Below are 14,153 nucleotides of genomic sequence, written 5' to 3' on the forward strand. Positions count from 1 at the left end.
AAACGGCGCAGGGCCCACGCCGGCAGGGTTCCCTGGCCGAGCTTGCGAGGCGAGGGCGCCGGTGGGGATCAATCGATGAGAATACGACGGCGGCCGATCTTGGTGTTCGGGTCGCTGATCATTTCACGCCACTGGGCGATCCAGCCCGGCAAGCGGCCGATCGCGAACAGCACGGTGAACATCTTCTCCGGGAAGCCCATGGCCTTGTAAATCAGGCCGGTGTAGAAGTCCACGTTCGGGTAGAGCTTGCGCTGGATGAAGTAGTCATCGTTCAGCGCCTTCTCTTCCAGGCGCATGGCGATCTCGAGCAGCTCGTCGTTGCCGCCGAGCTTGCTGAGGATCTCGTGGGCCGTGGCCTTGACGATCTTGGCGCGCGGATCGTAGTTCTTGTAGACGCGGTGTCCGAAGCCCATGAGGCGGACGCCGTCTTCCTTGTTCTTGACCTTCTCCATGTAGTCCTCGGGCTTGGTGCCGTCGGCCTGGATCTGGCGGAGCATCTTCAGCACTGCCTCGTTGGCGCCGCCGTGGGCGGGGCCGAAGAGGGCGTTGATGCCGGCTGACACCGAGGCGAAGAGGTTGGCGTTGGAGGAGCCCACCAGGCGCACGGTGGAGGTGGAACAGTTCTGCTCGTGGTCCGCGTGGAGGATCAGGAGGAGATCCAGTGCCTTGGCGATGACGGGGTCAACTTCGTACTGTTCGGCCGGGAGGCCGAAGCTCAGGCGCATGAAGTTTTCCACGAGGTTGTGGGAGTTGTCCGGGTACAGCATCGGCTGGCCAATGGACTTCTTGTGCGCGTACGCGGCGATGACCGGCATCTTGGCCATCAGGCGGATGGTGGAGACCTCCACCTGCTCGGCGTTGAACGGGTCCAGGGAGTCCTGGTAGAAGGTGGACAGCGCCGAAACAGCCGAGGACAGCACGGGCATGGGGTGCGCGTCGCGCGGGAAACCGCTGAAGAAGCCCTTGAGCTCTTCGTGCAGGAGGGTGTGGCGGCGGATCTTCTGGTCGAACTCTTCCAGTTCCGTGGGGGTCGGCAAATTGCCGTAGATCAGCAGATAGGACACCTCGAGGAAGCTGGAGTGCTGTGCCAGCTGCTCGATGGGGTACCCGCGGTAACGCAGGATGCCCGCATCACCGTCGATGTAGGTGATAGCGGAAGTGGTTGCTGCGGTGTTCATGAAGCCGGGGTCAAAGGTGACTGCGCCCGTCTGCTTGAGCAGCTTGGAAACGTCGTAGCCTTCGTTTCCTTCAACAACCTGGATGCGCGGGAGCTTGAGCTCGCCTCCTGCATGGTGCAGGGTTGCGCTGTTGGTCTCAGTCATGGAGTCCCCTTCATGAGGCGCGTGGGCCTCTGTCGAAAGCTTGATCCAACATCCGGTGAGCCGTGGCAGTGACCCTGTTCATCCAGGAATCCAACACCCGGGCTGCCTTCTTGTAGAAAGCCACCATTGATAGTCACTTAAAAAGTACCGCCCGATTGCGGGTGTCACTAATCGGAGGCGTGCGAAACCCCCGTAAAATGCCGCCTTTGTGGTGCGAGTCACATGATTGTTACGGCGCCGTGGCCAGTGTGGCCACTGCAGCATCAATCCGTTCATCCGTGCCTGTCAATGCGACACGCACAAACCCATTGCCGGCCTCGCCGTAAAAGACGCCCGGCCCCACCACGATGCCCCGCTCAGCCAACCTCGCAACGGTGTCCCAGGTGCTCTCTCCGGCGGTGGACCAAAGGTACAGTCCGGCGTCGGAATCCTTGATTTCCAGCCCGAAGCCCTGCAGTGCCGGCATCAGGCGCTCCCGGCGTCCGCGGTACAGGTCCTTCTGGGCCTGGACGTGGGTGTCATCGCCCAGCGCAACCCGCATTGCTTCCTGCACCGGGTAAGGGACGATCATGCCTGCATGCTTGCGGCTGTTGACGAGGTTGGCCATGATGGCCGCGTCACCGGCCACAAATGCTGCGCGGTAACCTGCCACGTTGGACTGCTTGCTCAGCGAGTACACGGCCAGGAGGCCCTCGTGGGACCCGCCGGAAACGCGCGGATCCAGGATGCTGGGCACGGGCTCGCCGCCGCGCTGTGCGTCCCACGCGCCCCACCCGAGTTCGGCGTAGCACTCGTCCGAGGCCACCACGGCGCCCAGTTCGCGGGCCTGCGCCACAAGCGCTTTGAGGGACTCAACATCCCTGACGCTTCCGGTGGGGTTGCCCGGGGAGTTTACCCAGATCAGCCGCACGCGTGCGCGGGTGGCATCGTCCAACTCGTCAAGGTGGTCGGTAGCGACGGAGGTGACGCCGGCGAAAGTAGCCCCGATGTCATAGGTGGGGTAGGCAACCTTGGGGCGGACGACGACGTCGCCCGGCTTCAGCCCGAGCAGGAGCGGCAGCCACGCCACCAGCTCCTTGGAGCCGACGGTGGGCATAATGTTCTTAGGGTCCAGGCCGGGGACGCCGCGTCGCCGCTCGAACCACGCCGCAATGGCTTCCCGCAACGGAACGGTGCCGTGGACCGTGGGGTATCCCGGGGCGTCCGCGGCGGCCCTGAGGGCATCCTGGATCACAGCGGGAGTTGGGTCGACAGGCGTGCCGATCGACAGGTTCACCGCCCCGCCAGGGTGCTCAGAGGCTTTGGCCAGGTACGGTGCCATGGCCTCCCACGGGTAGTCCGGCAGGCTCAGGCCAAAGCTGTTCACGGCAGCGGTCAACGCGATGCCCGGCTCAGTGGTCTTGGTTCTGCAGCGGCAGGGCGGCGATCATCGGGTGATCCTTGCCCGTGTTGCCCACCTTGGCGGCGCCACCGGGCGAGCCCAGGTCATCGAAGAATTCGACGTTGGCCTTGTAGTAGTCAGCCCACTCTTCGGGGGTGTCATCCTCGTAGTAGATGGCTTCCACCGGGCACACCGGCTCGCAGGCACCACAGTCGACACACTCATCGGGGTGGATGTACAAGGAACGCTCACCCTCATAGATGCAGTCAACGGGGCATTCCTCGATACATGCCTTGTCCTTGACATCTACACACGGCTGCGCGATTACGTACGTCACGTCCCTTGCCTCTCCACGATATTTCCCGGCAGCGGCCGGCACTTGAATCCGGCACAGGCCGGACTATTGACTTCTGAGCCTATTATCTCCCAGTCCGTCCACGCGAACCTAGCCGGCCGCCTTAGTATGAACTGGTGAGTCCCGCCCAGCCTACGCCCCGAGAATTTCTGGCCACCGCCCCACCCGGAACAAGGGTCGTAGTGCGTTACCGGATCGACGGCGGCCTGACGGACGCCCTGGGGCATCTGGTGGCCACTGACGACGGCGGCTGCACAGTCCGCACACGGAAGGCCGACGTCGTGATCCCCTTGGACCTGGTGGTGGCCGCCAAGGAAGTGCCGCCGGCGCCGGAGCGGCGCCCGGCCCGCGTCCGCAACTGACGCTTTCCTGACACAAAAGAAGCTGCCGGCACGACGGCGGGTTCCCGCCTGCCGTACCGGCAGCTTCAGTGACGTGCTATTAGGACTAGGCCTTGGCGCGTGCCCGTGTGGACTTGGCGCGTTCGCTGGCGTCCAGGATGAGCTTCCGGATACGGATGGACTCCGGGGTCACCTCAACGCACTCGTCTTCGCGGGCGAATTCCAAGGATTCTTCCAGAGTCAGGTTGCGCGGCGGCGTCATGTTCTCGAAGGTGTCCGAGGACGCTGCACGCATGTTGGTGAGCTGCTTTTCCCTGGTGATGTTCACGTCCATGTCATCGGCGCGTGAGTTCTCGCCAACGATCATGCCTTCGTAGACCTCGGAGGTGGGCTGCACGAAGAATGACATGCGCTCCTGGAGCTTGATCATCGCGAACGGGGTGACCACGCCAGAGCGGTCAGCCACGATCGAACCGTTGGTGCGGTACTCGATGGGGCCGGCCCACGGCTCGTAGCCCTCGGCGATGGAGGAAGCAATGCCGGCACCGCGGGTGTCGGTGAGGAACTTGGTGCGGAAGCCGATCAGGCCACGGGCCGGAACGATGAACTCCATGCGGCACCAGCCGGTGCCGTGGTTGGCCATGTTGGTCATGCGGCCCTTGCGGGCTGCCATCAGCTGGGTGACGGCACCGAGGTACTCTTCCGGCACGTCGATGGTCATGTGTTCCATCGGCTCGTGGGTCTTGCCGTCGACGGTCTTGGTGACAACCTGCGGCTTGCCGACAGTCAGTTCGAAGCCTTCACGTCGCATCTGCTCAACCAGGATGGCCAGCGCCAGCTCGCCACGGCCCTGGACTTCCCAGGCGTCGGGACGCTCGGTGGGGAGAACCTTGATGGAGACGTTACCGATCAGTTCCTTGTCCAGGCGGTCCTTGACCTGGCGGGCCGTGACCTTGGCGCCCTTGACCCGGCCGGCCAGCGGCGAGGTGTTGATACCGATGGTCATGGAGATGGCGGGATCGTCAACGGTGATCAGCGGCAGCGGCTGCGGGTTGTCGACATCGGTCAGGGTCTCACCAATGGTGATTTCCTCGATACCGGCAACGGCGACGATTTCGCCCGGACCTGCAGACTCGGTGGGAACACGGTCCAGTGCCTTGGTGGCCAGCAGTTCGGTGATCTTGACGTTCTTGAGCTCTCCGTTGGCGCGGGCCCAGGCAACGGTCTGGCCCTTGCGCAGGGTGCCGTTGTAGATGCGCAGCAACGCGAGGCGGCCCAGGAACGGGGAGGCGTCCAGGTTGGTCACGTGTGCCTGGAGGACACCGTTCGGGTTGTACGTCGGGGCCGGGATGTGCTCGATGATGGTCTTGAACAGCGGCTCAAGGTCTTCGTTGTCCGGAGCGGAGCCGTCGGCGGGCTGGTCCAGGGAGGCGCGGCCCACCCTCGCTGCTGCGTAGACGACCGGTACTTCAAGGATCTTGTCCAGGTCCAGGTCCGGAACTTCGTCAGCGAGGTCCGAGGCCAGGCCCAGGAGGAGGTCCATCGACTCGTGGACAACTTCCTCGATGCGGGCGTCGGGGCGGTCCGTCTTGTTGACGAGGAGGATAACCGGCAGGTGCGCGGCCAGGGCCTTGCGCAGCACAAAGCGGGTCTGGGGCAGCGGGCCCTCGGAAGCGTCAACGAGGAGTACAACGCCGTCCACCATGGACAGGCCGCGCTCTACTTCGCCGCCGAAGTCGGCGTGGCCGGGGGTGTCGATGACGTTGATGGTGATGGTTTCACCGTTGGAGGACGGTCCGTTGTAGGCCACCGTGGTGTTCTTGGCCAGGATGGTGATGCCCTTTTCGCGCTCCAGGTCACCGGAGTCCATCACGCGGTCTTCGAGGTGGTTGTGTTCGGCAAAGGAGTTGGTCTGCTTGAGCATGGCGTCGACCAGAGTGGTCTTGCCGTGGTCAACGTGGGCCACGATCGCGACGTTGCGGAGGTCACTGCGTGATGCAGTGGCTACCGCAGTGTTGGTGGTGGTTTCAGACATGCGTGATTGCTCGATTCAGTGGTGAAGTCAGCTGTTGTATCGCGACATTTCCAACCGGAACGCACGACGGATTAGCCCAATAACACAGGGCTCCTTCCCTCATTCTAAACGCTGAGCCTATTGTTGGCCTAAAAATCTTGGGCCAGCCCAGTCCGGCCAGTGGGTAATTCCGGCCCGCCACGGCTCAAAAAGTGACCAAGCTCACTGGATTTTTGTGACTTGATGCCCCATCATTGCTGTGATAACCACAGCAAGCCCGGAGAATCCCTGATGCGAAAAGCCTCGGCGCTGACCCGCTTTGTCGCATCTGGATTCGCGGTAGCCGCGCTCCTGTGCGGCTGCGGACAGACCCCAGAACCCACCGCTGGTTCCGCCGCGCCGCCATATGTACAGGCACCGGCGGCCGTGGCCGGCGCCTACCAGGCCCGCGGTGGCGATCCGATCAGCCTGCCTGCCGGTTCTGTGTACCGCAACCCGGCCAGCGGGCGTGACGAGGTGGTGGTGCCGGACATGCGGCACACTGCCCTCCTGATCGGCGATTCCCAATCCGAACCTACTGAGGGCTGGCCGCGCCTTGGCCTTGCGGCCGTTGGTTACAAGGTCCACTTCTGCGGGCTCGGCGGAACGGGATTCGTGGCGTCCAACGGCAAGACAGGCAACTACATCGACGCCTTGCAGCGTGGCGACTGGAAGCTGCCGTACGGGACGCCCGCGCTGATCGTCATCCAGGGCGGCGGCAACGACGCCGCGCGCGGCGCTACCGATGCACAGATCGTGGCCAACGCCGACCGCCTGATCGGGGCACTCCAGGACCGCTATCCAGGCGCCAGGATGGCCATGATCGGCACCCTGGCCCGCGGCGCCAACTATGGCGGCGGGCGCAGGACCCAGGTCGATGCGCTGCTGGGTACAGTGGCGGCACGGCATGGCCTACCGTTTGTGGGCGTGGGTGACTGGCTGTCGAAATACAACCTCGCGAAGAACCTGGCAGATGCCGTCCACATGGATGCCGCAGGCCACAGGTCTCTGGGCGGGCTGCTTGGATCCAGGCTTCGGCACTTGGGCCTCGAAGGCCCACCGCTGGATGGCACAGTCCCGGTGGCGGCGTCCGCACCCACCCCGGCGGGCTGAACAGGCTCTTAGCCTACTGAAGTGGCCCCGTGGCGCACTTTAATGACCGTAAAAAGCGATGGAGCCGGTGCCCTGAAGGCACCGGCTCCATCCTTAACCCGGGATACTGCAGCCGGATCAGGCCACTTCGGGCGGAAGCATCAGCTTCGCACCGGGAATGGCGTTGAGCAGTGCCTTCGTGTACTCCTGCTGAGGGGACTCGAAGACATCGTCCGTGGAACCGGTCTCCACCAGCTTGCCCTTTTCCATCACACAGACGTGGTCGGCAATCTGCCGGACCACAGCCAGGTCATGGGTGATAAAGAGATAGGTCAACCCGAGGTTGGCCTGCAGGTCCGCGAGCAGGTTGAGTACCTGCGCCTGGACCAGCACGTCCAGCGCGGACACAGCTTCGTCGCAGATGATCACGTCAGGGTCCAGGGCTAGCGCACGCGCAATGGCGACGCGCTGGCGCTGGCCGCCGGAGAGCTCGTTCGGAAACCGCTGCATGGCCGACTGAGGCAAAGCCACCTTGTCCAGCAGTTCGCGGACCTTCTTTTCGCGGCTGGCGGCGTTACCGATCTTGTGGACCCGCAAAGGCTCCTCGATGGTCCGGTAGATGTTGTACATCGGGTCCAACGAGCCGTAAGGATCCTGGAAAATGGGCTGCACCCGCCGCCTGAACTTGAAGAGTTCCGACGCTTTCAGCAGCGAGGTGTCGACGCCGTCGAAAAGGATCTTCCCATCGGTAGGAGTCTCGAGCTGCAGCACCATCTTTGCCACGGTGGACTTGCCAGACCCGGACTCCCCCACGATCGCTGTGGTGGTCCCCCGCTTGACGTCGAAGCTCACCCCGTCCACAGCGGCGAAGTCCGACGACTTCCCGAACCCCTGGCGCAGCTTGTACACCTTGCGCAGGTCCTGGATCTGGAGGACATTGTCCGCGGCGGCTGCCTCCGCAGCAGAAGCGAGAAGATCAGACGCTTCCACGCCCTGTTCCTTGGCGACCTGGATCCGGCGGCTGGCCAGTGACGGCGCAGACTCAACCAGCCGTTTGGTGTAAGGGTGCTGAGGATTCTGGAGCAACGCCAGCGACGGTCCAGCCTCTACCACCTGCCCCCGGTACATCACCACAACCTTGTCCGCACGCTCGGCCGCCAGTCCCAAGTCATGGGTGATCAGCAGCACAGCCGTGCCCAGTTCAGTGGTCATTGTGTCCAAGTGATCCAGGATCTGCCGCTGAACAGTGACGTCCAGGGCCGACGTCGGCTCATCAGCGATCAGCAGGCGCGGCTGGCAGGACAGACCGATGGCGATCAGCGCGCGCTGGCGCATACCGCCTGAGAACTCGTGCGGATACTGCTTGGCGCGCCGGTGGGCATCCGGAAGACCCGCCTGTGCAAGCACGTTGGCGATATCATCGGGACCACTGGGCAGCCCATTTGCGCGGAGCGTCTCTTTGACCTGGTAGCCGATCTTCCACACGGGGTTTAGGTTGGACATGGGATCCTGCGGGACCATGCCGATCGTGTTGCCCCGGAGCTCGATCATACGTTTCTCGGAGGCGTGGGCGATGTCCTCGCCGTCGAGTAGGATCTGTCCGGCTGAAACGCGGCCGTTATTGGGCAACAGCCCGATGGCGGCGAGTGCCGTCGTCGACTTGCCCGAACCCGATTCCCCCACGATAGCCACGGTTTCGCCCGGCATGATAGTGAGGTGCGCGTTGCGGACTGCCTGGACTTCACCGCTGCCGGTGGAGAACGTGATGGCCAGGTCGCGGATTTCCAGCAGTGGCTTCACTCCCGCAGACCTGGCCTCATCGATGTGGATTTCTGGAGTAGTCATCTCTTTCTCTCTCATCGCTGCCGGCTCTTGGGATCGAGGGCGTCACGTACCGCGTCGCCGAGCATAATAAAGCTCAGCACGGTAATGGACAGCGCCGCCGCCGGATAAAGCATGATCTGCGGGTTAGTGCGGATTGACGCCTGCGCGCCTGCAATGTCATTTCCCCAGGACATGATGCTTTGCGGCAACCCAACCCCCAGGAAGGATAGTGTGGCCTCGGCCACGATGAAGACACCCAATTCCAACGTTGCAAGCACGATGATCGGCGCCAGTGCGTTGGGTAGGACGTGGCGGACCAATGCGCCAAACTTTGATACACCCAACGAACGGGCAGCCGTCACGAAGTCGGCGTTACGCACCTCAATGACAGCGCCGCGCGTGATGCGTGCCATCTGTGGCCACGCCAGCATCGAAATCACCAAAACTACGGTCCAGACGCTTTTGTTCTCACGGAAAGCCGGCAACTGCGTGATGATCAGCGCGCCAAGAATGAGGGGAAGGGCGAAGAATATGTCACCGAGCCGGGCCAGGACTGCGTCCACCCATCCGCCGTAATAGCCGGCGATAGCGCCGATCGTCACTCCCACGATCAGAACGCAGAGGACGGACAGGACACCCACCGAAAGGGACGCCTGCGTGCCGTGCACAACCCTGGAATATATGTCGCAGCCCTGGAATGTGAAGCCGAACGGGTGCCCCGCCGCAGGACCGCCCTCGGAATTGGAAAGCTCGCAGCCATCGTTCGGAGCCACCGACGAGAACAGGCCGGGGAACAGTGCGACCAAAGTCAGCGCCAGAATGAGTAATGCCGAAAGAATAAACAGCGGACGACGCCGCAGCTTGCGCCAGGCGTCAGACCATAGGCTCAGCGGCGCCTGGTCTGCTTTCAGTGTGTCAGTTGCCAGCAGGGGCGTCTCATCGACAGGTGCCACGAAGTGTGTGTAGTTACTGGTCATAACGGATCCTCGGGTCTAGCCAGGCGTATAGGAGGTCGACGAGCAGGTTGGCCACCACAAAGATCAACACCAGCACGCTGACAATGGAAACGATGGTGGGTCCCTCTGTGCGCAAGATAGCCTGATAGAGCTTGTTTCCCACGCCCGGAACGTTGAAAATGCCTTCGGTGACAATGGCGCCGCCCATGAGGCCGCCCAGGTTTGCACCAAGGTAAGTGACCACCGGGATCAGCGAATTGCGCAGGATGTGGGCCACAACGACGCGGGGACGTGACAAGCCCTTCGCCGTGGCAGTCCGGACGTAGTCTGCGTTCATACTTTCGCTGACCGAGGCCCGGGTCAGCCGGAGAACGTACGCGAAAGATACGAGGCCGAGAACAATGGCCGGCAGCAGCAGGCTGCCCCAGTCGGCGTTCGCCCCTACAGTTGGCTTTGCCCAGCCCAACTGCACACCGAAAACCAACTGGAGGACGAAGCCAAGGACGAAGGTGGGAACTGCAATGACCACCAATGAAACGACCAGGACAGTGGAGTCAAACCAGCCGCCACGGCGAAGGCCGGCGAAGACGCCGAACGCAATGCCGAAAACTGCCTGAATGAGGAGTGCCTCAGTGGCAAGCATCGCCGTCACCGGGAAGGCACGGGCTAGGCTCGCTGCAATGGGCTGCCCGGTGAAGTCATTGCCCAGATTGAAGGTGAAGAGGTTCTGCAGGAACAGTCCGTACTGGACCCAGAAGGGTTCGTCGAGATGGTACTGCGTGCGGAGCGTATCGATGACCGCCTGCGGGGGCTGGCGGTCCCCGAAGAGTGCCGCGATGGGGTCGCCCGGAAGGGCAAACACCATGTAATAGACAAACAAAGTAGTGCCAATGAAGACGGGGATCACTTGCAACAGTCGTTTCAGAATGAAGCTGACCACAGGATCACCGGCTTTCCTGATGCGAAGAAAACGGGTTCATTTGTGCCTTCCTGCCGTACAGGACAATGGGGGCCCGGCTTTTGACCGGACCCCCAATGCGCCTGTCGGCAAGTTAGATCGTGGTGATTACTTGGCCGTGATGTTGTAGTACAGGACTCCGCCGTTCCAGCCGGTCTCGGCCTTCACAACGTTGTTGCTCCACACAATCGGCTTTGCATAATCCCAGAGCGGCAGGCCGGGGAGGTCCGTGAACAGGATCTCCTGCGCCTTGTTGAACTTATCGTTCGCCTCAGTGGTGGACTTGGCGGCAAGGCCTTCCTGGAGCAGCTTGTCGAACTCAGGGTTCGAGTACTTCTCGTAGTTGGAGGATGCACCCGTTGCCCAGACAGGTCCGAGGAAGTTGTAGAGCGACGGATAGTCACCCTGCCAGCCGGCGCGGGTCAGGCCCGGGAGGGACTGGGACTTGCGCAGGTTGAGGACTTCGGCGAACTTGGCGAAGGGCTGGATTTCAGCCTGAATGCCGAGGTTGTTCTTGAAGCCGTTAGCCACGGCATCAATCCACTCCTTGTGTCCGCCATCGGTGTTGGAGGCAATCTGGAGCGGCTTGGAGTTGTCGTACGGCTGGATCTTTTCAGCCTGGGCCCACAGGTCCTTGGCCTTGGCGGCGTCGAACTTCAGGACTTCGCTGCCCGGGATGTTCTCCTTGAAACCATCGATGACCGGCGGGGCAAAGCCCTTGGCAGGCGTGCGCGTTCCGTTGAAGACCACCTTGGTGATTTCCTCGCGGTTGATTGCGTGGGAGAGAGCCTGGCGGCGCAGCTTGCCGGCTTCGCCCTGGAAGTTCACGTTGTAGCCGGGGATGTTAAGCGTGCCGTTTGTGGCAACGGCCTTGCTGGCGTTGCGGTCCGGAAAGTCCGTCGCGAAGGTCTTCGTGGCGTTGGATGGCAGCACGTCGGTGATGTCCAGGTTGTCGGCCTGAATGTCCGTGTAAGCAGGACTCGGGTCCGTGTAGAACTTGAAGGTCACGCCACCGTTCTTCGCTGCGCGTGGACCGCTGTAGTCAGCGTTCTTCACCAGGGAAATCGACTGGTCGTGGACCCAGGCGCCGGTCTTTTCGAACTTGTACGGGCCGTTGCCTACCGGATTTTCGCCGAAGGCCTTCGGATCCGCCAACGCTGCGGACGGCAGCGGGTAGAACGCCGAGTACCCGAGTCGGAGCGACCAGTCAGCCTCTGGCTGCACGAGCTTCACCGTAAGGGTGGAGTCATCCGTGGCCTTCAGGCCGGACATGGTTTCGGCGGTGGGCGCCGGCGTGGTGGTGGTCTTGCCGTCCGCCGACTTCTCGGTGGTCACTGCCGAGACATCGGCATAGCCGTCGATGGACTCGAAGAAGAAACCGTTGTTCTGCAGGTTCTTAGAGTTCGCGGCGAAGTTCCAGGTATCAACGAACGTCTTGGCGGTGATCGCTTCTCCGTTGGTGAACTTCTGGCCCTGCTTGAGCTTGATGGTCCAGTTCTGGGCATCCGGCGACTCAATGGACTCTGCGAGGGCGTTTACCGGCTTGCCATCGGGGTCGTAGGCGCGGAGGCCCTCGAAGAGCAGCTCAACAACCCGGCCGCCGTTGGTTTCGTTAGTGTTTGCGGGCAGCAAGGGGTTCTGGGGCTCACTGTTGTAGGCAGTGATGACCTTGTTGGGATCGCCGGCAGACTGGCTGGCACCGTCATTGCTGCCGCCTCCAGCGCCGCAGCCGGTCAGGGCAAGGGCAGCGATCGCCACCATGCCGAGTGCTTTGGAAGTGCGCGTGAAACGCATTCCGCCTCCTATGAGTTGTGGGAGATATTCAGGGGAAATCTTTTGCTCCCCGGCAGGCTCATCACAGGTTCTCACTGTGACGTGGCCTACATATACGAGTAGCCTAACCGCACAAAGTCCAAATACTGGTACTCCGTTGTCAAACCGTAACCAGTTAACCGCCAATAACTAGCCGGCGCTCGGAAGTTGCGCAAGTCACATGCTACTCGCTGGTAGGGGATGCTGCGAACCGAGGACGGGGACGGGCTCCCAGAACGGCGACAAGCCCCCGGGACGGCCTATTTCAGGCGCCACTCCCAGACATTCCACCAGACGCCCAAAGGGCCTGAGCTGGGCTTGATGCCCGTCACGCGGCTGCTGAAAGCCACGGTTCCAGTGGTCTGGTACAGCGGCAGGCCATAGGCGCTTTCCCACACGCGTTTGTCTATGTCGGCCAACAGTTCGTCCTGCTTTGCAAGGTCCGTAATGCCGGACAGTTGCTCCATGGCTTTGTCTGCGTCGCCGTCGGAGAATCGGTTGAAGTTGCTGCCGCCACCGGTTTTGAAGATTTGCGGGACGCGGCTGACGCCGACCCCGGGTCCGATGGAGCCGAGGATGGCGGCATCGTAGCTGCCGCCGCCGAGCGCTTTCGCCCAGTCCGAGCTGCCGAGGCCCGCGTCTTCAACGATGAATCCGGCGAGGCGGGCGGAGTCGCGGATCAGGGAAAAGGCCCGCACCCGGTTGGGGTTGTCCTTGTTGTACAGGATGCGGACCGTCGGAGCAGAATCCCGCAATTGCGACTTCGCGCCTTGGATGTCCAGGTCGGCGTATTCGGCCGAACCGTTGTTCTTCACGGTGTCCGGATACTTCGGATGGGGCGGCAGGAAGACGTGTGAGTCCAGGGGTTTCGCGTCGGCGACGAATCCGCCCACCACGTCATCCACGATCTCCTGCCGCGGAACAGTCTTTAGGAACGCCTCCCGGACATCCTTGTTGGCGAACGGTCCTGAAAAGTTGAGATCGAGGTGGTCGTAGCCGGACTGGCTGTAGCGCTGGACGGTGTTGCCCTGCTCCACCAGTCCATCGAAGAGGCTTTCGGTACCGGCGGAGGGTTGCGGGGCGATGATGTCCGCCTGGCCGTTCCTGAGCGCGGCAATGGCGGTGGACGCGGCACCGGTGAACCGCACGGTGATGTCATCCAGGTAGGGCTCCGGCCCCCAGACATAGTCCCTGTTCCGGACCAGCCGGATCGAGGCGTCCGGAACGATGTCCCTGACGATGTAGGGGCCGCTGGAAAGGTACATGGCAGGATCATCGGTCAGAGTCTTCGTGTCGAAGCCTGAGTTCCAGAAGTCGCTGACCCGCTTCAGCGGGGCGTTGACCGACGGCTGTTCCGTGTCGCCCCGGGGCGAGTTCTTGATCAGGTCCACGAGGTCGTCTTCGTCGTTGAGGCCGCTTTTGGCGGCGACAACATGGGCGGGGAGCCCGACGTCGAACGCTACTTCCCAATCAGCGTAAGGCGAAGCGTATTCCAGGGTGATGGAACGCCTGTCACTGCCGATCTCCGGGAGGGCGGTGGCCGCCAGGCCTGTCTTGTCAGCTGCAGCCGAAAAGTACGTAGTGCCGGTCCCCGCCCGGGGTTCAGCGTCGTCGAAGTAGCCCGAGCCGGCTGCCCAGGACAGGAGGAGGTCGCCGGCGTCGATGGCCTCGCCGTCGGACCATTTCACACCCTCATTGACGGTGTACTTCACCTTCAGCGGCTTGTCGGAGATCTTTTCGTACCGGCCGAACTTCTCGTTCCGGACCACTTTTTCGGTGTCATCCACGTAGTAGAACCCCGAATGGGTGATGTGGCCGATCTTGGTGTTGATGTCCGTGTTTCCGTCGGCGCTGAAGGGGTTGAAGGACGTGAAGGCATTCACCTCGGCGACGGTGGCGCTGCCGCCGCGTTTCGTCTCACCGACCACCACCGGAGGCGCTCCCCCCGAAGCGGAGCACCCCGAGATAACCAGCGCCGCAGCGACGGCCCCGGTGATGACCTGAATCAGACGCCTCAGGGGCATGCCGTCTCCTTTGCCTGTCCGGAATCAGACGTTGA

At 62.5% G+C, this 14,153-nt stretch carries 11 protein-coding genes; 2 read left to right on the top strand and 9 right to left on the bottom strand.

Annotated elements, in window-relative coordinates; translation table 11 throughout:
* Positions 1–68 precede the first annotated feature (68 nt).
* The 3 genes from ASG77_RS08820 to fdxA all read right to left on the bottom strand — a co-directional run bounded on the left by ASG77_RS08820 (position 69) and on the right by fdxA (position 3,040).
* On the bottom strand, positions 69–1,322 hold the full coding sequence (locus tag ASG77_RS08820) for a citrate synthase (protein WP_056344021.1): 1,254 nt from the start codon (positions 1,320–1,322) through the stop codon (positions 69–71).
* A 229-nt stretch (positions 1,323–1,551) separates the two neighbouring features.
* Positions 1,552–2,700, bottom strand: a complete 1,149-nt coding sequence (dapC, locus tag ASG77_RS08825; protein WP_056344024.1) for a succinyldiaminopimelate transaminase — start codon at positions 2,698–2,700, stop codon at positions 1,552–1,554.
* A gap of 13 nt (positions 2,701–2,713) precedes the next feature.
* Positions 2,714–3,040 (bottom strand): ferredoxin, encoded by a 327-nt coding sequence (gene fdxA, locus ASG77_RS08830; protein WP_056344030.1) that lies wholly within the window; start codon positions 3,038–3,040, stop codon positions 2,714–2,716.
* Positions 3,041–3,174: 134 nt separating this feature from the next.
* Between fdxA and ASG77_RS08835 the strand changes: the two genes are divergently transcribed.
* Positions 3,175–3,420, top strand: coding sequence for a putative acetyltransferase (locus tag ASG77_RS08835; protein ID WP_082575922.1), 246 nt, complete (start codon positions 3,175–3,177; stop codon positions 3,418–3,420).
* An 85-nt stretch (positions 3,421–3,505) separates the two neighbouring features.
* Here ASG77_RS08835 and typA read toward each other — a convergent pair whose 3' ends face one another.
* Complete coding sequence (gene typA / locus ASG77_RS08840; RefSeq protein WP_056344034.1) at positions 3,506–5,434, bottom strand: translational GTPase TypA; 1,929 nt, start codon at positions 5,432–5,434, stop codon at positions 3,506–3,508.
* Between the two features lie 270 nt (positions 5,435–5,704).
* Between typA and ASG77_RS08845 the strand changes: the two genes are divergently transcribed.
* On the top strand, positions 5,705–6,565 hold the full coding sequence (locus ASG77_RS08845) for an SGNH/GDSL hydrolase family protein (protein ID WP_056344039.1): 861 nt from the start codon (positions 5,705–5,707) through the stop codon (positions 6,563–6,565).
* A gap of 117 nt (positions 6,566–6,682) precedes the next feature.
* Here the strand turns inward: ASG77_RS08845 and ASG77_RS08850 are convergent, their stop codons facing one another.
* From ASG77_RS08850 to ASG77_RS08870, 5 genes are all read right to left on the bottom strand, one after another.
* Positions 6,683–8,389, bottom strand: coding sequence for a dipeptide ABC transporter ATP-binding protein (locus ASG77_RS08850; protein WP_056344040.1), 1,707 nt, complete (start codon positions 8,387–8,389; stop codon positions 6,683–6,685).
* An 11-nt stretch (positions 8,390–8,400) separates the two neighbouring features.
* Positions 8,401–9,345, bottom strand: a complete 945-nt coding sequence (locus tag ASG77_RS08855; protein WP_056344044.1) for an ABC transporter permease — start codon at positions 9,343–9,345, stop codon at positions 8,401–8,403.
* The gene (locus ASG77_RS08860) at positions 9,335–10,264 is read right to left on the bottom strand and encodes an ABC transporter permease (RefSeq protein WP_056344048.1); all 930 of its coding nucleotides are present in this window, start codon (positions 10,262–10,264) and stop codon (positions 9,335–9,337) included. Before ASG77_RS08860 ends, ASG77_RS08855 begins: the two co-directional genes overlap by 11 nt.
* A gap of 126 nt (positions 10,265–10,390) precedes the next feature.
* Positions 10,391–12,076, bottom strand: coding sequence for a peptide ABC transporter substrate-binding protein (locus ASG77_RS08865; RefSeq protein ID WP_056344051.1), 1,686 nt, complete (start codon positions 12,074–12,076; stop codon positions 10,391–10,393).
* A gap of 278 nt (positions 12,077–12,354) precedes the next feature.
* On the bottom strand, positions 12,355–14,118 hold the full coding sequence (locus ASG77_RS08870) for an ABC transporter family substrate-binding protein (protein ID WP_056344053.1): 1,764 nt from the start codon (positions 14,116–14,118) through the stop codon (positions 12,355–12,357).
* Positions 14,119–14,153 lie beyond the last annotated feature (35 nt).

Origin of the sequence: Arthrobacter sp. Soil762 (assembly GCF_001428335.1) — a bacterium.
Classification (GTDB): Bacteria; Actinomycetota; Actinomycetes; order Actinomycetales; family Micrococcaceae; genus Arthrobacter.